The sequence below is a fragment of the Microbacterium sp. SA156 genome (assembly GCF_049065455.1).
Taxonomy (GTDB): domain Bacteria; phylum Actinomycetota; class Actinomycetes; order Actinomycetales; family Microbacteriaceae; genus Microbacterium; species Microbacterium barkeri.
The window spans coordinates 225,812-244,614 of the sequence record NZ_JBAKGU010000006.1 but is presented as its reverse complement, the minus strand read 5'-3'; the positions used below and the strand labels follow the sequence as shown (position 1 = coordinate 244,614).

The 18,803-nt window shown below is 65.8% G+C and carries 17 protein-coding genes; 2 read left to right on the top strand and 15 right to left on the bottom strand.

Going from position 1 to position 18,803, the window contains the following annotated elements:
• The 6 genes from ACOWU6_RS08155 to ACOWU6_RS08130 form a co-directional block, all read right to left on the bottom strand.
• The coding region (locus tag ACOWU6_RS08155) for an aldehyde dehydrogenase family protein (protein ID WP_421075375.1) at positions 1-269 on the bottom strand (269 nt) is incomplete at its 3' end.
• A 62-nt stretch (positions 270-331) separates the two neighbouring features.
• A complete protein-coding gene (locus ACOWU6_RS08150; RefSeq protein WP_421075374.1) occupies positions 332-1,771 on the bottom strand; it encodes an MFS transporter in 1,440 nt (479 codons plus the stop codon).
• Positions 1,768-2,745, bottom strand: a complete 978-nt coding sequence (locus tag ACOWU6_RS08145; RefSeq protein ID WP_421075373.1) for an NAD(P)H-dependent flavin oxidoreductase — start codon at positions 2,743-2,745, stop codon at positions 1,768-1,770. Before ACOWU6_RS08145 ends, ACOWU6_RS08150 begins: the two co-directional genes overlap by 4 nt.
• Positions 2,746-2,888: 143 nt before the next feature.
• The gene (locus ACOWU6_RS08140; RefSeq protein WP_421075372.1) at positions 2,889-3,857 is read right to left on the bottom strand and encodes an alpha/beta hydrolase; all 969 of its coding nucleotides are present in this window, start codon (positions 3,855-3,857) and stop codon (positions 2,889-2,891) included.
• A 21-nt stretch (positions 3,858-3,878) separates the two neighbouring features.
• Complete coding sequence (locus tag ACOWU6_RS08135; protein ID WP_421075371.1) at positions 3,879-5,225, bottom strand: MFS transporter; 1,347 nt, start codon at positions 5,223-5,225, stop codon at positions 3,879-3,881.
• Positions 5,226-5,325: 100 nt separating this feature from the next.
• Complete coding sequence (locus ACOWU6_RS08130) at positions 5,326-6,333, bottom strand: LacI family DNA-binding transcriptional regulator (RefSeq protein ID WP_421075370.1); 1,008 nt, start codon at positions 6,331-6,333, stop codon at positions 5,326-5,328.
• 157 nt (positions 6,334-6,490) lie between these two features.
• On the opposite strand from ACOWU6_RS08130, the gene ACOWU6_RS08125 reads away from it, so the two are divergent.
• Positions 6,491-7,426 carry an alpha/beta hydrolase gene (locus tag ACOWU6_RS08125; RefSeq protein WP_421075369.1) on the top strand — a complete coding sequence of 312 codons (936 nt, stop codon included), beginning with the start codon at positions 6,491-6,493 and terminating at the stop codon, positions 7,424-7,426.
• 137 nt (positions 7,427-7,563) lie between these two features.
• Here ACOWU6_RS08125 and ACOWU6_RS08120 read toward each other — a convergent pair whose 3' ends face one another.
• From ACOWU6_RS08120 to ACOWU6_RS08080, 9 genes are all read right to left on the bottom strand, one after another.
• Entirely contained in the window at positions 7,564-8,529 is a 966-nt protein-coding gene (locus tag ACOWU6_RS08120) for a hypothetical protein (protein WP_421075368.1), read from the bottom strand.
• On the bottom strand, positions 8,529-9,395 hold the full coding sequence (locus tag ACOWU6_RS08115; protein ID WP_421075367.1) for a sugar phosphate isomerase/epimerase family protein: 867 nt from the start codon (positions 9,393-9,395) through the stop codon (positions 8,529-8,531). Before ACOWU6_RS08115 ends, ACOWU6_RS08120 begins: the two co-directional genes overlap by 1 nt.
• 25 nt (positions 9,396-9,420) lie before the next feature.
• A complete protein-coding gene (locus ACOWU6_RS08110) occupies positions 9,421-10,419 on the bottom strand; it encodes a sugar phosphate isomerase/epimerase family protein (RefSeq protein WP_421075366.1) in 999 nt (332 codons plus the stop codon).
• A 24-nt stretch (positions 10,420-10,443) separates the two neighbouring features.
• Positions 10,444-11,439 carry a Gfo/Idh/MocA family oxidoreductase gene (locus ACOWU6_RS08105; RefSeq protein ID WP_421075365.1) on the bottom strand — a complete coding sequence of 332 codons (996 nt, stop codon included), beginning with the start codon at positions 11,437-11,439 and terminating at the stop codon, positions 10,444-10,446.
• Between the two features lie 149 nt (positions 11,440-11,588).
• A complete protein-coding gene (locus ACOWU6_RS08100) occupies positions 11,589-12,506 on the bottom strand; it encodes a carbohydrate ABC transporter permease (protein WP_421075364.1) in 918 nt (305 codons plus the stop codon).
• Positions 12,503-13,441, bottom strand: coding sequence for a carbohydrate ABC transporter permease (locus ACOWU6_RS08095; protein WP_421075363.1), 939 nt, complete (start codon positions 13,439-13,441; stop codon positions 12,503-12,505). The genes ACOWU6_RS08100 and ACOWU6_RS08095 overlap by 4 nt, the downstream gene beginning before the upstream one ends.
• Before the next feature lie 71 nt (positions 13,442-13,512).
• The gene (locus ACOWU6_RS08090) at positions 13,513-14,835 is read right to left on the bottom strand and encodes an ABC transporter substrate-binding protein (RefSeq protein ID WP_421075362.1); all 1,323 of its coding nucleotides are present in this window, start codon (positions 14,833-14,835) and stop codon (positions 13,513-13,515) included.
• Between the two features lie 159 nt (positions 14,836-14,994).
• Positions 14,995-15,999, bottom strand: a complete 1,005-nt coding sequence (locus ACOWU6_RS08085; protein ID WP_421075361.1) for a LacI family DNA-binding transcriptional regulator — start codon at positions 15,997-15,999, stop codon at positions 14,995-14,997.
• Between the two features lie 45 nt (positions 16,000-16,044).
• Entirely contained in the window at positions 16,045-17,628 is a 1,584-nt protein-coding gene (locus tag ACOWU6_RS08080; protein ID WP_421075360.1) for a sugar porter family MFS transporter, read from the bottom strand.
• 34 nt (positions 17,629-17,662) lie between these two features.
• Between ACOWU6_RS08080 and ACOWU6_RS08075 the strand changes: the two genes are divergently transcribed.
• Positions 17,663-18,427, top strand: a complete 765-nt coding sequence (locus ACOWU6_RS08075) for a GntR family transcriptional regulator (RefSeq protein ID WP_421075359.1) — start codon at positions 17,663-17,665, stop codon at positions 18,425-18,427.
• The last annotated feature ends 376 nt before the right edge of the window (positions 18,428-18,803 follow it).

Below are 18,803 nucleotides of genomic sequence, written 5' to 3'. Positions count from 1 at the left end.
CGCGCGTTGAGCAGCTCGCGGAACGCGAACAGCACGGTCTGCCGCTTCGCGACCGAGAACCGGCTCCACGTCTCGAAGCCGCGCTGCGCCGACGCGATCGCGGCGTCGATCTCGCTCTCGTCGGCGAGCGCCACCTCGGCGCTCACGGCGCCCGTGGCGGGATTGTGGACGGGGGCGGTCCGGCCGCTCTGCGAGGCGCGCACGGCGCCGTCAATCCAATGCCCGATGACAGTTGTCTTCGTGACGGGGCGGTCGATGATGTCGGTCATCCGAATTTCCCTTTCCATTCGCTCGGCGAGTGACGCGCGGGGCCCGCGCGCAATGCTTCTAGTCATGCGGCACGCTGGGTGCGCACGGTGGGGTTGGCGGCTTCCTGCGTCTGCTGTTGGTTCTCAGCGGCATCCCACGCTCGCCGCACCACGCCGCTGCCTACGCCTTTGCGGAGGAAGATGAACGCGACGACTGCGCTGATGGAGGTGACGACGATCGGGTAGATCAGTCCGTTCAAAGAGTCGTCCCCGCCGGTCGCCGCCAGGGCGATCAGCGGTGTAAACCCTCCGAAGACCCCCGTGCCGAGGTGGTAGACGACGGAGACGCCCGTGTAGCGGACGCGTGGCGGGAACAGGTCGACGAGATACGCGGCGGTGGGCCCGTAGATCATGGTCACGAAGAGAATCTGGATAAAGATCGCCGCCACGACCTCGATGTAACGGCCCTCCGGCGCGGCCTCCCGAATCCAGGTGAACAGCGGCAGGTACGACACCGCGGAGAGTACGAGCCCCGTGACGATGAAACGCAGCCGGCCGTACCGGTCCGACAGCGCCCCGAACAGCACGAAGAACGGGGTCCCCAACGCCAGGGCCACGCCGACGGTGATGTTCGCTGCGAGGAACTCCACACCGAGGTTCGTCTGCAGGAAGTACAGCGAATAGAACTGGGCCGCATACCAGGCGACACCGAGCCCGGCAGTGACGCCGAACAGGACCACGATGACGAGCGCGAGGATGTGGCGGTTGCCGAGGGAGTCCTTGATCGGCGACTTCGACAGGGTTCCGCTGCGTCGCATGCGTTCGAAGACCGGCGATTCGTGAATCTTCAATCTGACAGCGAGGGAGAAGATCACCAGCACCGCAGACAGCAGGAACGGGACCCGCCATCCCCAGGCGGCAAACGCTTCCTCACCGAGCGTCACCCGGCAGATGACGATAACCATGATGGAAGTGAGAAGGCCGAGAGTGGCGGTGGTCTGCAGGAAGCTGGTGAGGAATCCGCTGCGCCGGGGCGGCGCGTACTCGGCGATGTAGATCGCGGCGCCCCCGTACTCGCCCCCGATCGCCAGTCCCTGCAACAGCCGGAGAAGAACGAGCGCGAGCGGCGCGAACACCCCGATGGTGTCGTAGGTCGGGAGAAGTCCGGTGAGAGTGGTGGCGGCGCCCATCAGGATGAGGGTGGCCAGGAAGGTGCGCTTGCGGCCGAGCCTGTCGCCCATCCGTCCGAAGAAGAGTGCTCCGAGGGGGCGGACGACGAACCCGGTGCCGAAGGCGGCGACGGTGACCAGCAGCGCGACGAAGGGGTTGCCTTCGGGGAAGAAGTAGCCGGAGAAGACGACGGCGAGGCTGCCGTAGATGTAGAAGTCGTACCACTCCACGAGCGTGCCGACACTGGACGCAGTGACAACCTTCCGCAGGTCGGAGCGGCTGGGAGTGGGGACGTCGCCCTCCCCGGCGCCTGTCTCCTGGCTTGCGCCCTGGTCAGGCACAGCGGCGCTCATCGGGATGTCCCCGTGACGATCGTCGACGCCGTCTCGACCATCGAACGCACGATCCTCTCGGCATTGTCCACGGTGGAGATGAGGCCAACGGCTTCTCCAACGATGAGGTTGGCGACGTCAAAGTTCCGCTCCCCCACTGCTGCCGTGAACTGGTCACGGACCTCCACCAGCTGCTCACTGAGGACGGTTTCGCGGCCGTGCCATTGCGCGACGAAACCGTTGTTGAGGACTCGGCCGGAGTACGCTGCGGGCCAGTCTTTCCCTCGGACGATGTCGTACACAGATTGGCGCACGGTGTCGTCGCCGCTGAGGTCCACCGCTCGTGCCCGCGCCTCGGAGGAGATCGCTGCTTCCTCGCTCACCAGGAAGCGCGTGCCGACGACGGCGCCGTCCGCGCCGAGGGCGAGGACCGCGGCAAGCCCGCGCCCGTCGGCGATGCCGCCGGACGCTAGGAGGAGCGGTTCGGAACCAGACCGGGTGATGAGATCTGCGATTTCGGGAACCAGCGTCAGTGTGGACCGTGTCCCGACACCGTGGCCGCCGCCCTCCCCGCCCTGCGCGACGAGGACATCGGCCCCCACGTCCAACGCGTGCTGCGCGTGCTCGAGATTCCCGACCTGGCAGATGACGGGCACACCGGCAGCGCGGATGCGCGGCACGAAGGGCGCCGGGTCGCCGAACGACAGGAAGATCGCCTTCGGCCCGCGCTCGAGCACCAGATCGAGAAGATGCGGCTGGGCCGCCAGAGCCCAGGTGATGAACCCGCTCCCGACGCCCTCAGAGGCAAGGTCGACCTGGTCGAGCTGCTCGACGAGCCAGTCGCGGTCCCCGTATCCGCCTCCGATCAGTCCGAGACCCCCGGCACGGGACACCGTGGCGGCCAGTCGCGCATCGGCGACGTAGTCCATGGGGGCGAGCACGACCGGATTGTCGATGCCAAAGCGCTCCGTGAAACGGGTGGGCAGAGTCGCCATGAGAACCTCTCTTCGTTGATCGGTTTGAACGATGGAATTCACGCTATGCGCCCGAGGATGCCGGCCACCAACGACAGTTTCCGCAGGTAGCCATCTGCCAGACAGATACGTCCTCGCCTGGTGCCGTCATCCCGACGCGTGTCCTAGGCGACTGCCTTTCTCCCGAGGCTGGCGCGATAGTCCGCATGAGCGTCGGCCAGCGCACGATTCACCGTGTCCTGCCACGCGCCGGCCGCGGGAAGCAGAGCGGTCATGGAAGGCGACATGTGCACATGCCCGGCACCGAGGTAGACCTCCGTGGGAACTCCCGCTTCGCGCAGGCGCCGCGCGTACTCCTCCCCGTCGGGGCGCAGGACGTCGTACTCCGCGATGGCGATGAGAGCGGGTGGGAGCCCGGTCAGGTCTTCCGCGAGCAGCGGCGACGCGGTGGCAGTCCGAGGGTCGGCACCAGACAGATACAGACCGGAGAACAGTCGCGCATCGGCTGCCGAGAGCGGCCATTCCTCGCCATCAGGGCGGCTGATGCTGTGGCTGAGATCGAGAGCGGGCACCTCGAGGAGCTGGAAGCGCACATCGTCGCGCCCGGCCTCCCGCAAGGCGATGGCGGTGCCTGCGGCGATGTTCGCCCCGGAGGATTGTCCGCCGATCGTCAACCCTCCGCGCAGCACTCCCAGCTCATCGGCATGCTCCCGCACCCAGTCCACGACGGCGATGCTGTCGTGGATGGCTGCCGGGAACGGGTGCTCGGGGGCCTTCCGGTAATCGACGGAGAGGACGATGCAATCCGCTGCGATGCTGCGGCGGCGTGCCAGTGCGTCCGCGTCCCGGGAGTATCCGGTGTTCATCACCCACCCGCCGCCGTGGAGGAAGAGGTGCACCGGGTGGGGCCCCGAGGTGTGAGGTCGGTAGAGGTCCATACGGACGGTCTCGCCCCCGACAGGAACGTGCACGGTGCGGTGTTCGGCGACGTCGGGGCCCGGGAGCGCGAACTCGGCGGCCGCATGATCGTTGGCTGCGTTCATGCTTGCGCGGAAGGCGACGAAGTCGTCGATCTGAGCGGGGGCATGCTCGAAACCGGCGAGCACGGGCAGGAGGAGCGGGTCGATGGGCATGCGGATGCTCTCTGTGGAAAGTCAGCGGACGCGGCGGACGGGCAGGATGGCGAGCCCACCAAGGATGGCTACGCCGCCCGCCACCGCGAACAGCGTCGAGTAGGAGCCGCCGCCCAGCAGCAGCACGAACGGTGCGATGGCGGGGGCGAGGGCGTTCGCGAGGGTGCTGGACATGTTGAACACCGCCATGTCCTTCCCCGCGTTGTCCGGGTCGGGGAGGACATCGGCGACCAGCGCGAGGTCGACCGCGAGGAACGCCCCGTAACCGATGCCCGCGATGCCCATCGCGAGAAGGTACCCGTTGAAGCCGGTGACCACGGAGGCGATTATGAGCGCGATGCCGTACACCGCGGCGGACGTGAGAACGAAGACCTTCCGGCGGCGCAGGAAGTCGGAGAGGCGACCGCCGAGCATGCTGGTGATGATCGTGGTGATCGACAGCACGAGGCTTGCCAGAAAGATCTGCTGGGGTACCTGCCCGGCGTCGGAGCCGAGATGGTTGATGAGATAGAACGCCTGATAGGTGGTGAGGAAGCCGTACCCGGTGACGAACAGCAGCCGGCTGAACCATGCCCATCCGAAGTCGGGGTGCTTGACCGGGTTCACCCAGAATGTTCCCGCCAGCTCCGCCAGCGTTAGCCGTGGCTTGCGCTCGGTCGTGCTCAGTCGCCGGTCTTTCACCAGAGCGATGAACACGACCACGCTGACGGCGGCGATCAACGGCGGGATGAGGAACGTCAGGAACGGGATGGCGGCGACGGCCTGGATGATGAAGGTTCCCCCGATCATCGCCAACGGCAGGGTGAGCCCCACGAGGCCGGACACCAGGCCCCGCTGCTCGACGGGGACCCTGTCGGAGATCACGGCAAGAAGCGGCGTGCCGATGAGGTTGGCAGCAACGCTGTACAGCGCGTACGCGGCGAGAAGCACGGGCACGTTCGGGGCGAGCGCCATGGCGACTCCGAGCGCTACGACACCCACCGCACCGGCGATGAGGTAGGGGCGGCGCATCCCGATGCGGACGGTCGTGCGGTCGCTCATCCGTCCCACGATCGGCATCAGCACCAGAGGAAGCAGCACGCCCACTCCTGCGATCAGACTCAGTGCTCCGGCTGCGGCTTCCGGGCCGACCAGCGCTTGTACCTTGAGCGCAAGGGTCACGACCCCCGGCATCAGGCACGCAATCCAGAAGCCGAAGTACGCGAAACCGAACGCGAAGATGAACGACGCTCGCACCCTGGGAAGCTCCCTCGCAGCGCGGGGAGGCGCCGCGGAACCGATCAGCGGTTCGGGAGAGATGGGAGCGATGAGGGTGTTCTCGGGGGCGGGCGCAGCGGACGTCGCCGCACGGGGCTCGTGGTTCGTCATTGGTGGCCTTCTTTGATCGGCAGTGATCTCACTTAGTCGTTTAAGTGATGCGGGAACGCTACAGCGACGACGACCCGTGCGCAACCGCCGAGTCGCCGGGTCAGGTCGATTCGCGACGAATCAGATCGATCGCAGGACGCTGAAGCTCGAGCATCTCTTGATCGATCATCTGGGATTTCACGAGTTCCGCGACGTGCGCAGCCATCCTCACCGGGTCTTGCCGAACGGAGGTCAGCGGCGGGTCGGTGAATTGCGACATCGGCTGATCGTCGACGCCGACGATCGCAAGGTCCGCGGGAACCTCGACTGCGAGCTTCCTGCATGCAGCGAGCAGTGCCGCGGCGATCTCGTCATTGAATGCGGCGACGCCCGTGACGGGAGGCGATGCCTGGCGCCACACCTCGATCGCAGTGGCGGCACCTTCTCCATCGGCATCGATCAGGCATTCGATCGGTTCCGGGAGGTCCTCGTCCGCACAGACCTCCCCTGCTCCGGCCATACGGAGAGCACTGAACGGCTTCATCGCGACATCTGACGGCCCCGCGTACCCGATGCGCCGATGTCCGCGTTCGAGAAGATGCCTCACCTGTGCAGCCCCCACAGCCTTCTGCGAGAACGTCGTGTCCTGCGCCACGTCGGATGTGGTGACAAGCCGCTGCAGAACGATGATGCCCTCGGAGGTCATAGCCTCCCGCTCCTTGTTCGCGATGTCTCCGAATGCGAGAACTGCGACAGGCGTCAACTGCCTCCACACATTTTCCGAGCCTGAGCGGTCGCGCTCGATCACCAGTCGCAGGCCGAGCTGAGCAAGAGAGGACGTCACCTCGTCGACGAACTGCGATACCGCGAGGCTTGCCGGCCAATCCGGCAGCAGCAGCAGGACGGCGTCGTTCCGCCCGCGCTTCAATGCCCGCGCCGCGGCCGACGGCGTGTAGTCCAGCTCACGCACCGCTACCCACACGCGCTCACGTGTCGCATCCGGAATCGTCTGATTCGGCGCGTCGTTGATCACGTAACTGACCGTGGCGACGGACACCCCGGCATGCCTCGCCACCATCGCGGCGGTCACTCGACGACGCGCCTTGCCCGCCATTGACTCTGTCGTCACAGCCGACAGTCTACGAAACCGAAACTGAAACGATTGGGTGCACGGGGGCCCGTCGTGAGTTGTCTTTCCCATGCTTAATCGAATAAGTTGCTTCTCGTCGATGCCGGTGTGACCGAACCCCCATCGACGGCTACTCCCCCGCTCGAACGCGAAGGCAATGATGATCGCAGATGACGTGAAGAAGACGCTCGCCCTACTCCCCGCCTCACCTGACGGCCCATGGACGATTGAAACGGCGCGGGCACGGCACGAGTGGTCCGCCACCTTGTTCGGCCCGCCATCCGGGCGCGCCGACGTCGCCTCCGTCGACGAGGTGCGTGCCGCCGGCGTGACAGCGCGGGTCTACCGGCCGGCCACTCCGAGCACCCCCCAGCCGACGCTCCTGTGGATTCACGGAGGAGGATGGATGACAGGAAGCCTTGACACCTCCGACATCCTGGCCCGCGAGTTCGCCGCCGCGCTCGGAGCAGTGGTCGTCAGCCCCGACTATCGCCTCGCCCCCGAGCATCCCTGGCCAGCTGGGCTGGACGACTCACGCGCCGCGCTGGCCTGGGTGCGGGAGAGCGTGGACTCACTCGGCGGCTCCCCCGACCTCATCGCCATCGGAGGCGATAGCGCGGGAGGGAACCTCGCAGCCGTGCTCGCAGTCGAGGAGCGTGACGCCGCCCGCCACCTGGCGGCGCAGGTACTCATCTACCCGGTCGTGGACCTGGATCTCGACGCCGAGGCCTACCCTTCCCGCACCGAGTTCGCCGCGGGGCACCACCTCGAATGGGCGGACGTGGAACGCTGCGTCCAGACATATCTGCCCTGCGGGGCGAACAGCGCGGACCCTCTCATCTCCCCGATTCGCACGAGAAGCTTCGACGCCGTTGCCCCGGCTGTCATCGCTACCGCCGATCTGGACCCGCTGCGCGATGAAGGTCGCGCGTACGCGGAGCTCCTTCGCCAGGCGGGCGTTCCGGTCACCTACCTGAACGAGGCGGGACTGGTCCACGGCGGATTCGACATGGCCGGGGTGTCCCCCACCGCCCGGCACGCGATCACGTCGCTGATGCGAGAGGCCGCGCGAGTCCTCGCACGTTCGTCGTAGATGCCCGAGAGGAGGCGAGGTATCCCGTCCGCCTGCGGCAGATGTGCCTCTGTCCGGATCTCGAGCGTCGCAGGCAAGAGAAGAGGAAGGGACGACGCGCGGCAGATGCTCGCCCCTCCCCCGTCCATGGCGACCAGTCAGCGAATGGCCGTGTACTGGTGGAGCCGCCCGCCGATGAACCACTCGGTGACGATGATGCGCTCTCCGTCGCTCGCGATGCCGTGCGGGCTGTGAAGGCGCTCGTCGACCGTGGGACGTGTCGTATTCCCGTCGGAGTCCCGGTCGTTGGGCCACGCATCGCGCGTGGGATCGTCGCGATCTCGGGCGAAGTGACCAACGTACCGGTCGCCGTCGAACACGGCGATCCCGCCGTGTAGCTCCGTGACGAGCAGATGCTCCCCCAGGACGAGGAGGCTCGAGGGGCTCGTAAGCGGGGCATCCAGAATCTTGATGACGACCCCGTCCTCGAGGACGAGGATCCGACGATTCGTCCGGTCGGCGACGAGAATCTGCTCGCCTCGACGGGCAATCCCGTGAGGGCACGCGAGCGCGAGTCCGGTCTCGGAGGCGTCGATGGTTCGAATGTGATGACCGTCCTGGGTGAACTGATGGACGAGGTCGAGTCCGTAGCCGTCGGCGATCCAGATCGTGCCGTCGGCGCCCCGGCACAACGACGTGGGCTGCCACCTCTCGTCCCGGTAGGCATCTATGTCCGGGCAGTCGATCGTCTGCAGCACGGTGCCGTCGAGTGCGATGCGCGTGACGCTTCCGTGCTCCCGGTAATGCGCGTAGTCGGGCCGGTCGCGGACGAACCGGTGCCCGTTGTTGACGAGCCAGAGTGTGTCCTCCTCGTCGACGGGATCGTGGTAGATCGTGTGCATCTCCAGCGCGTTAACGGGGATGGCGCGCACGCTGCGATCCCGGTCAATCAGAAGCAGCTGGCGACCCTCAGGATGCGCGACCGCGATGATGCCGCTGCGCGTGATCGCGCACCCAGAGTGCATCCACCCCGTCGTCTGGGGCAGGTCTCCCGGAGCCTCGACTTCCCGGTACACGGCGCTTCCGAGGTGGAGTTCCTCGAGGTCGGTGATCGGCCGCGTCATCACGCGACCTGCTCGAGATAGGCGATGCTCGTTCTCATGTTCTCCACCGGGTCCTGGACGGGGCCCGAGCCGTCGTCGAGGAGCCGGATGTCCTGTTCGATGACGACTGTCCCGGTGTAGCCGGCGAACGCCTCGAGCACGGCGCGCAGGTCGACGTCGCCGCGTCCGAGCGGGGTGAAGATCCCGTCGCCGACGGCGCGAGCCCATCCGATCTCCCCGTCGAGGAGCCGGCGGGTGATCGCCGCGTCGACGTCCTTGAGGTGCAGGTGCACGGCCCGGTCTGCGATCATCCGCGCGACGCGAACGGGGTCGCCGCCCGCGCCGGCGATGTGGCCGGTGTCGTAGCAGAAGCCGATGGCGGAGTGCTCGAGGACGCGTCGGATGTCGTCCTCCCGCTCGACGGCGGTGCCGATGTGCGGATGCAGCGCTACCTGCACGCCGTGTTCCCCGGCGATGTCGGTGATCTCGTCGAAGCCCGCGAGGAGGTGCCGCCACTGCTCGGCGGAGAGGCGCACGCCGCTTTCGAAGTCGCCCGACGGCCCCGCCGCGCCGATCGTCGCGATCGGCGCACCGAGCTCCGAGAGGAACTCGACGGCGGACCGGAACGACCGGAGTTGCTCCCTACGGTCGGCTTGTGCGAGGTCGACGGGGACCCAGCCGGCCGCGGGCCGGATCCCCGCGGCATCGAACATGGCCCGGGCGGTCGCCGCCTCTTCGGGGAAGAGCCCCGGCTGGTACTCGAGCGCATCGATACCGAGTGCTGTGACGTCCGCCATGATCCGGTCGGCGCCGACCATCCGCCCCCATCCGGGCAGGTAGTTGATGCCCCAGGACACCGGTTGAGCGGCGATACGCGAACGCTCCATGGTCATGCTCCTTCGAGGTTGCGGTTCAGACGGCGGCGTCGACGGAGTCGGCGCCGAAGAAGCGCGCGACGGTAGCTTCGTACGCAGAGGGCTTGAGGAAGGCGGTCCGCTTCAGGAGCGCCACGGTCTTCTCGAGCGCCTCGATCGGATCGATGAGGATGTCCTCGTGCTCGATGCTGAGGACGCCGTCGAAGTCGGCCCGGCGCAGAGCCACCATGAACTGCGCCCAGAACTCCTCGTTCTTGCCGTAGCCCATGGTCACGAAGTTCCAGGAGCGGTTCTCGGGGTCCGCGAACGACGCGGTCTCGAGCGCGGTGTTGCGACCGAGGTGCTTCGTCTCGAGGCGGGTGTCCTTCGCGTGGACATGGTGGATGGCGCCCTTGAGCTGGGCGACGGCGTCGAGGACGTCCGCCCCCATCCAGATGAGGTGGCTCGGATCGAAGTTGGCGCCGACCGTCGGCCCGACGGCGTCTCGCAGTCGCAGGAGGGTCGCGGGGCTGTAGACCGCCTGGTGCCCGTGCATCTCGAGAGCGAGCTGGTCGACACCGTGGCTCTCGGCGAAGGGAACGAGGTCGGACCAGTACGGGAGGATCACGTCGTCCCACTGGTACTTGAGGATGTCGGCCGTGTACGGGGGCCAAGCGACCGTGATCCAGTTCGGGTAGCTGTCACCGGGAGCACCGGGAAGGCCGGACATGAGGACGAGGCGGTTGACGCCGAAAGCCTCCGCCAGCTCGATCGTCTTGCGCGTGACCTCCTTGTGCTCCGCACCCTCCGGTCCGGGGTGGAGGGGATTGCCCGAGCAGTTGAAGGCGTCGAGCTTGAGCCCCCGGCTCGCCAGCTTGTCGCTGAGCTCGTCGCGCTTGCTCTCACTCGCGAGCAGTTCGTCGAGGTCGATATGGGGAGCGTGGGACCAGTTGCCCGTGGAGAACTCGATGTACTCGATTCCGAGATCGCGAGCCGCGTCGAGCATCTCATCGAGGCCGAGCGTCGCGAGGCCGTCGGTGTTGATTCCGATCTGCATGATGGTGTTCCTTCGAAGTGGGGGTCAGTAGAAGTCGGGCTTGGCGGGGAGGGAGACGGGTTCGACCTCGCCCGAGTGGAGCGCGGCGATCGCCGCGTCGGAGACCACGGCGGCGACGTACCCGTCCCAGGAGTTCGGACCGTCGACCTCGCCGCGAGCGATGCCGTCGATCCAGACGACGAGCTCGTCGCGGTACGCCTCCGCGAACCGGGTCCGGAAGTCGGCATGATGACCGACCCGGCTGGCTCCGGCACTGTTGACGACAGGCGCGTGCGCTCCGGCGAGGGAGGCCGTCCCCTTCCGCCCGACGACCTCGCAGCGGATGTCGTAGCCGTATCCGGCGTTGACGAAGACCTCGACGTCGATATGGCGTCCGGCCGCTGTGCGGAAGCGGACGTGCTGCGGGTCGAGCAGTTGCCCATCCGTCGCCGTGGCGTCCACCTGGACGTCGACGTACTCGTCTTCGAGGAGCCAGCGGTGGACATCGATCTCGTGGATGAGCGCTTCCGTGACGTGCATCTCCGACGTGAAGCTGCCCGGGACGCTGGCGTTGCGGTGCGCCGCGTGGATCGCGACGACGTCGCCGATCTGCCCGTCGGCAGTCGCCTCCTTGAGCGCGAGATACGACGGATCGAACCGCCGCATGAAGCCGACCTGCACGAGATGCTTCCCGGAAGCGATCTCGGCGTCGACGATGGTGCGGCATTCCTCCGCGGTCACCGCGAGCGGCTTCTCGCAGAAGACCGGCTTGCCGCGACTGATGCAGGCAAGCACGAGTTCGGCATGGGTGCGGGCGATCGACGTGATCACGACGGCTTCAACGTCTACCGAATCGATGAGCTCGATCGGATCAGCGAACGGCGCGACATCGCCGGGACACAAGGCGGCGACCTCGCGCGCCCTCTCGAGCGCGATGTCCGCGACCGCGACGACGTCTGCTCCGGCCACCCATCGGTTGAGGGTGTTCACGTGCGCGGTGCCGGCGAGTCCGACCCCGATCACTCCGACCTTCACGGCCATGTGCTTCTCCTTTGAAAGCGGATCGCTCGACGCGGTCCTTCATGAGGGTGGGCCCTTCCCTGGGTATCCACTCCACAATTTGTTACAACAAATACTAGCGCGCGCTAGCGCCGTCTGCAAATGCTCCTCGAGACGACGGGGTCAGCTCGCTATCGGAAGGATCCGACCCGGAAGCTCTCCATGATGTGCTTGTGCATGAGCGCATAGGCGGCGATCAGCGGCAGCAGGCTGATGACGATCCCGGCGAACTGCGCACCGAGATCGACGCTGTACTGCGCACTGAAGAGAAGCAGACCCGGCGCGATGGTCGTCGAGGAAGGGTCGACGAGCAAAGGGAGCGTATGCGAGAGGTTGTTCCAGGCGTAGATGAACGCGAGCAGAACGCAGCTCAGGATCGCCCCCTTCGACATGGGCAGGACATGCGTCCAGAAGATTCGGAGCTCCGAGGCGCCGTCCGTCTTCGCCGCTTCGATGACATCGTGCGGGAACCCTGCGAAGAACCCGTACATGAGCACCACCGTCAACGGCATCCATCCGGCGGCGAACACTAGCCCGATCCCGAGAGGATTACTGCGGAGGCCCAGATCTCCCGTGATGGAGAAAAGCGGGATGATGACGGCGAGGTACGGGAGCGCATAGAGGATGGTGAAAGCCCGCTCGAAGAACGTCGGCATGCGTCCCTGATATCGCGCGATCACGTACGCGGCCATGGTGCCGGCGATCGTCGACACCGCGACAGCCGAGATCGAGAACAGGATGGTGTTCAGGATGTAGGTCGACATGGATTCGCCCACGGCGACCCCCGCCCAACCTCGAATGTAATTGCCGAACTGGATCGGATTGGGAAACGAGAGCGGCTCGCCGACGATCTGCGTCGTCGTCTTCAGAGATCCCAAGACGATAGTGACGACTGGCAATACGGCGATGGTCACGAAAAGTGCGATGATGATCGCCGCCGCCCAGGCGCCGACCCCGCGGCCACGGAGCTGAGACGTACGATGCCGCCTCGGACCCTCGACGGTGGTAAGCGTGCGCGTGGTGGGTGCGCCGCCCGAGAGAATGCTCATTGATTGCTCATCTTCTGAGGACGGAAGAAGTGGGTATAGATGAGGGTGGCGGCGACGATGATGAGCGTGCCGAAGAATGCCGCGGTCGAGGCGTACCCGAAGTTGGAGAGTTCGAAGCCTTCGCGGTAGACGAACGTCGGGATGATGTCTGTCGCTAGTCCGGGACCCCCTTGCGTGAGCGCGTACACCGTGTCCAGGGTCTTGAAGTTCCCGATGATCTGCAGCCCGATGACTACCACGAGAACGTCGCGCGACAGCGGCAGGATGATCAGCCAGATGCGCTGCCAGGAATTGACGCCGTCGAGCGTGGCAGCCTCATTCACCGACTCGGGAATGTCATTCAACGCAGAGAGCATCAGAATCATGGGGATGCCCACGTATTGGATCGTCGACACGAAGATCACGACGCCCATGGCGGTGCTCGGATCGCTCAGCCAGTTGCGTGCGAAAGCCGGGTTGATCGCCTCGAGCACGGGGTTCACCCAACCAAGGGTGGGGTCGAGGGCGTTCTTCCACGCCAATGCGTAGACGGCGGGCGGGAGGATGACCGGCAGGAAGGCAAGAAACTTCAGCGCATTGGCGAAGGGAACCTTCCTGTAGAACGCGATCGCGAGGGCCGTGCCGATGACGACGGTCCCTGCCGCCGCAGCCGCCGTGAGCCAGAACGTGCGTCCTAGCGCCAGGAAGAGATCCGTATCCGTGACGATCTTTTCGAGGTTCTGCCATCCGACCCACCGAGGCGTCCCGTATCCCTGCCATTGCTGGAAGAGCAGCACGATCGACTGGAGGAGTGGGTAGACGGTGAAGATGAGCGTGATCGCGATGGCTGGGAGGAGGAAGCCATAGAACATCGCCCGCTGCGCGCGGCGTCCCGTGGCTGCGCGCTTCGAGCGGGACGTCCTCGTCGGCTCCGCGGTGAGAGTGGGGGTGGACATGATCGCTCCACGTGGGTGCGGAGTCCGGGTGGTACGTGACCACCCGGACTCGGGTGGATGAGGAAGAGGGGCTACTGCCGCTGCTCGCGGTACTCGTCTGCCGCAGCTTGGAGCTGCTCTGCGGCCTCCTCGGCGGTGAGCGTCCCCGCCATCGCCCCCGCGACCACGTACTGTGCGAAAGCCTGCTCCTGGGAGATCGTGGCCGTCGTCGACCAATACGGAACCTTGTCTCCCTCAGCAGCCGCGTCTGCGAGCGAGATCTCGAGATCGGACTCGATCACCTGCTCCAGATCGACGTCCTCGCGGGCGGGGATGCGACCCATGCCGTCCTCGATGACCTCGCTTTCGATCATGAACGCGATGAACTCCTTCGCGAGCGCCGGGTTCTTCGCGCCGCTGGGAACGAGGAAGGAGTCGAGGCCGATTCCGTGAGCCGTGGGCTCTTCACCCAAAGAGGGAAGGAGCGCCCAATCCCACTCGAACTCCGAGGGCTCGTAGACAGGCGGGACCCACGACCCCATGATCCACGAGGCCGCCTCCTCTGTGTCGAACAGCGTCTGCGACTGCTCGAACGTGAGGCTGTCAAGCCCCGGCGCGAAGTAGCCCGCTTCAGACCATTCGACGAGCTGCTGGATCGCCGCAACGGCGCAGGGCTCGCTGTATGTCGCAGCCTCTTCGCCACCCGGTCGCCAGTTGGTGGCGATCTCCTCATAGAGCTCAGCACCACACGACGACGCGAACGGAGCGTTGAACATGTACTCGATGAACGACCCCGGGATGGAGAGCGGGATCTGCCCGGCGGACGCGAGCGCGTCGAGTGACGAATTGAACTCCTCCACGCTGGAGAAGGTGTGCGTCGTCTCGTCCGGCAGCGTCGCTCCCGCCGCTTCCCAGGCATCCGCGTTGTAGAGCAGATAGGGCGTCTGCGTGAGACCGAGCGGCACCGAGTACTTGCTGCCATCGGAGGCGGTCGCGATCTCAATCGTGGTCTCGCTCACCGTTTCCTCGATCTGGCTCGCTTCCCACACGTCGTCCAGCGGAAGAAGAGCGCCGGCTCCGATCCATTCCTCCATGAGCGAGGGCTGGAGCGTGTACGAGACGACATCCGGAGAATCGCTCGACGTGAACAACCGCCCACCGGACTGGCGGAGGTCGTCGTTGGTGATGCCCCCGACAGTGATGTTCGCGTCCGGATGGAGTTCCATGAACGCTTCAGCGTTGCGCTGGACAAAAGGCCAGTCGCCGTACACCTGCACGTTCAGGTCGCCGGAGAAACCGTCTCCGGATCCTTCGCCACCGGCAGGCGTGCCACACCCCGCGAGAACCATCACGGCTCCTGCGAGAACGGCTGACGCCGACGTGATCTTGGCGGCGGACGAGCGTCGTCCCATCATCTTCGACCTCCTTGTCGAAGCCCGAGCGGTCGGGTGCCGCTACGAGCTATGTCAGAACATAGATCGAGAGCGATAGCGCGCGCCAGTGGCGCGCGCTAGTGGTTATGCAACCGTTACCAGGGAGGTGCGCATTCTGTCGGAACAGGCGATTGCGTCGTGCTAGCGCAACCTCGGCGGCTGTGTGGAGCGGCGCACGACGAGCTCCGGTGGAGAGGACTGGTTCTGCTCCGGCAGGTCAGCGCTCTCGATCCGCCGCAACGCGACGTTCGCGGCGGCGACGCCGAGTGCTTTCGCGTGCAGGTCGATGGACGTGAGCGAGATCGCCGGGAGTTGGGCGACGGGCGTGTTGTCGTACCCGACGACCGACAGGTCGCGACCGGGGACCAGGTCGCGCTCGAACAACACGTCTAGCACGCCCAACGCTGCGACGTCGTTGTTCGCGAAGATGGCCGTCGGGGGGTCGGCGAGGTCCAGTAGCTCGCGGGCCGCGGCAGCCGCCGCGCGCTGATTGTAGTCGGCCTCAACGACGAGCGGAGGTAGTCCGTGAGCTGCCATCGCTGACTCGTAGCCGATCCGGCGGCCTTCGTATCCTTGCCGTCGCGGGCTCGCGATATGGGCAATCCTTCTATGCCCGAGCCCCCACAGGTGCGCAACCGCCTGCCGCCCACCCTCGAGGTCATCCGAGTACACACTGTGCACTCCCGGCACCTGGCGGGCGGTGCTGACGATCGGAGTGATCGCATTGTGCGCGGCGATCTCGTCGTCGGGCATCATGAGACCGGCCGCGATGACGACATCCGCCCGAGCGAGCTGGAGGTTGCGGAGACCTTCGCCGTCGCGTTCTCCGGTTGACGAGCCGATCGTGAGCACGACGTGCTGGCTCTCCGCCGTGATGACGGAGCGGATCCCCTCATAGATGTCGGCGAAGATCTCGTTGTAGAGGTCGAGCAGGAACACGCCGATCGTTGACGAATACTTGCTGGCCAGACGGGCGGCGACGACGTTCGGTCGATAGCCCATGGCATCGCCGACGTCGAAGATGCGCTGACGGGTCTCGGGGGTGATCCCCTTGACGCCGCGATAGGCGATCGAGACCAGGGCCCGCGAGACACCTGCCTCGCGGGCCACATCCACCTGGGTGGGAGGTCGATCTGCGGCGCTCACCCGTCTCACGATGCCACACTCCCCCGAAGCACGATGACGATCGGGCTACGTCAGCTTGATCGTTCCGGTCTTGTAGGACTCCTCGAACTCCTCGAGCGTGCGCCCGCCCGTCTCCGGGAGGAATTTCGCCATGAACGCGATCGCGACGAAGCCCACGGCGGCGAACAGGAGGAACGTCCCGAACCCGAGCGCCGATACCAGGGAAGGGAAGACCAGCGAGACGGCGGCGTTCGTCAGCCAGAGCACCATGGCGGATGCCCCGATCATCCGTCCGCGCATCCGCAGAGGGAAGATCTCGGAGATCATGAGCCACGAGAGCGGGCCGATGGTGCCCTGCATGATGGCGATGAACGACACGATGAAGACGAGGAGCAGCCAGGGACGCAGCGCCGCGTCTTCGGGCATGAGAATGCCCACGAGCCCGACACCGATGTGCGCAGTGGTCGTCCCGATGAAGCCAGTGATCATCATCGTGCGCCGGGGCACGCGGTTGATGACGTAAAGCGCGATGATCATCGGCACGACCGATGCGACGCCGTTGAGGACGTTGAATCCCAGGGCGGCGTTGCGATCGAAGCCAGCCTGCTCCAGTACCTGCGTTCCGTAGTACATCATCGAGTTGATGCCGGTGAGCTGCTGGAAGAAGGCGATGCCGAAACCGATGAGCAGGAGCCCCCGCGTCCACGGACTGGAGAGGATCTCCCGCCACGAACCGAGCTTCTCCTGCTTCTCCTGGTCCGCGAGGTAGGTCACCTCGGCGAGTTCCGCCGTGGCGCGCTGCGCCGACCTCATCGTGGCGAGCACGGATTCCGCTTCAACGGCCCGCCCCTGCGACACGAGCCATCGCGGGCTCTCGGGCATCCGCAGCATCCCGAAGAACAGGACGAATGCCGGCAACACGGCGACGGCGAGCATGAAGCGCCACACCTCCGGGTTGCTCCCCCAGATGTTGCCGATGATCGCATTGATGAGGAAGGCCAGGAACTGCCCCGTGACGATCATGAGCTCGTTCCGGGAGACCAGGCTCCCGCGCTTCTCGAACGGCGCCACCTCTGCCAGGTAAACCGGCACGGTCACCGAGGCGCCGCCGACGGCCAGTCCGAGGATGAATCGAAAGACGAGCAGCACCTCGAAGCTGTATGAGAAGACCGATCCGAGGGCCCCGACGAAGAACAGGATGGACAGAGCGATGATGAACCATCGGCGGCCGAATCGGTCGGAGATCCGTCCGCCGAGAAACGCGCCGACGGCAGCGCCGATCAGCAGCGTGAACGTGATGAAGCCCTCTTCGAGAGGTGTGATGCCGAAGTAGTCGATCATGAACGACAGGGCGCCGTTGAGTACGCCGGTGTCGTAGCCGAAGAGGAGACCGCCGAAGGTCGCGATGACGGCGATTAGACCGAGGCGGCGGTTATAGGCGCCGCGTCCAATCGGCGGCAGCGTGGTTCCGCCGGCTCCAGACACTGTGGATGGACTCTGACTCATCGAACGCTCCTTCGCGTGCACAGTTGATCGCGCCAAATGCATGTCCTTACATCCTGTCAAAACGGGACTAGCGCGCGCTACTGGAGTGTAGTACGAATATGAGGTAGCTGTCCAGGGCGGTCCCCGCCCGCACACGAAGTCCACGACGCTCGGCGCGGAGCGTCACGAGGAGTTCCCCATGACGAAACCGTCGATGCTCTCGCAGACGACGCTTGATCACCTCTACGCCGACCTCAGGAGTCATTTGAGCCTCTCGAGCCCGGTCCCCCTCTACTTCCAACTTGCCGAACGGCTTGAGCAAGCCGTTCTCGACGGAAGACTCGCCGAACGCTCACTGTTGCCGACGGAGAGCGAACTGAGTGCGGCCATCGGGTGCAGTGCCTGGGTCGCGAAACGCGCTGTTCTACACCTTCATCAACTCGGTCTCGTCATTCGCCGACGCGGAGTAGGTACGTTGATCGCACCAAACCTTTCACCATCGCCGAACTGCTGGACTCACGAGCCGCCGTTCGTCGCGGGCGCCGAGGTGAGCACCGTGATCGTCGAGGAAGCAATCGCCTCACCGACCATCGTCGACAGACTGTGCCTCTCGTCAACACGACGCGCCATCCGGGTGACACGTATTGCCGCTCACGACGGCAAACCAGTGGCCGTGCTGGAGAGCTACCTGACTCCTGACATCGCTGTGGACGAAGGTCAGATCGTCGGGCTCGGTCTCTATTCGGCGCTCGGGCTACAAGGGTTGCGGCCCGTGCACGGAGTCGAGGAGTATCGAACGAGACCTGCGACTGCGCGGGAGTCTGCGCTCCTCGGCGTGCAACGCGAATCGTGGCTGTTCACCGCGGAGCGCACGATGTCAGCGTCGGACGGACGCACGGTCGAGTATGCGGTCGATGCGTATTGTCCTGAGCGAGCAGTAGTCCGCCGACGAATCACGAGCTGAGCGCTCCATGGAGACGAACCCTGCGCAAGTGCTCGTGGTGACATATTCCAATCGCTGAGGGCGATGGGCGGGATCGATGAACCCGGAGCACGCCTGGCCCGCGCCCGGCTCCGAGTCTGAGAGTGCCGCGCAGTCAGTTCACCATCCCGGCTCGGCATTAGGTCACGCGTGCGCTTCACTCCGAAAGGTCGAGCGCCGCCGATACGCGCTTCGAGACCGCCGCCGCAGCGCACTCCGCGGCGCGTACCCGCACATGACCGACGACGGGGACGTCGTGTTCTGACCAGTGGCTGCGCCAGAGCACGATACTCCGGCACAGCCCCTGGTCACGCGCGTTGGGGCCAGAGATTCAAACACGTACATCCGGATGGCGCCT

Bases quoted from the DNA above. Each gene is read 5' to 3' on its own strand.
- ACOWU6_RS08150 (WP_421075374.1), bottom strand. From the start codon at position 1,771: ATGAGCGCCGCTGTGCCTGACCAGGGCGCAAGCCAGGAGACAGGCGCC.
- ACOWU6_RS08145 (WP_421075373.1), bottom strand. From the start codon at position 2,745: ATGGCGACTCTGCCCACCCGTTTCACGGAGCGCTTTGGCATCGACAAT.
- ACOWU6_RS08140 (WP_421075372.1), bottom strand. From the start codon at position 3,857: ATGCCCATCGACCCGCTCCTCCTGCCCGTGCTCGCCGGTTTCGAGCAT.
- ACOWU6_RS08135 (WP_421075371.1), bottom strand. From the start codon at position 5,225: ATGACGAACCACGAGCCCCGTGCGGCGACGTCCGCTGCGCCCGCCCCC.
- ACOWU6_RS08125 (WP_421075369.1), top strand. From the start codon at position 6,491: ATGATGATCGCAGATGACGTGAAGAAGACGCTCGCCCTACTCCCCGCC.
- ACOWU6_RS08120 (WP_421075368.1), bottom strand. From the start codon at position 8,529: ATGACGCGGCCGATCACCGACCTCGAGGAACTCCACCTCGGAAGCGCC.
- ACOWU6_RS08115 (WP_421075367.1), bottom strand. From the start codon at position 9,395: ATGGAGCGTTCGCGTATCGCCGCTCAACCGGTGTCCTGGGGCATCAAC.
- ACOWU6_RS08110 (WP_421075366.1), bottom strand. From the start codon at position 10,419: ATGCAGATCGGAATCAACACCGACGGCCTCGCGACGCTCGGCCTCGAT.
- ACOWU6_RS08105 (WP_421075365.1), bottom strand. From the start codon at position 11,439: ATGGCCGTGAAGGTCGGAGTGATCGGGGTCGGACTCGCCGGCACCGCG.
- ACOWU6_RS08100 (WP_421075364.1), bottom strand. From the start codon at position 12,506: ATGAGCATTCTCTCGGGCGGCGCACCCACCACGCGCACGCTTACCACC.
- ACOWU6_RS08095 (WP_421075363.1), bottom strand. From the start codon at position 13,441: ATGTCCACCCCCACTCTCACCGCGGAGCCGACGAGGACGTCCCGCTCG.
- ACOWU6_RS08090 (WP_421075362.1), bottom strand. From the start codon at position 14,835: ATGATGGGACGACGCTCGTCCGCCGCCAAGATCACGTCGGCGTCAGCC.
- ACOWU6_RS08075 (WP_421075359.1), top strand. From the start codon at position 17,663: ATGACGAAACCGTCGATGCTCTCGCAGACGACGCTTGATCACCTCTAC.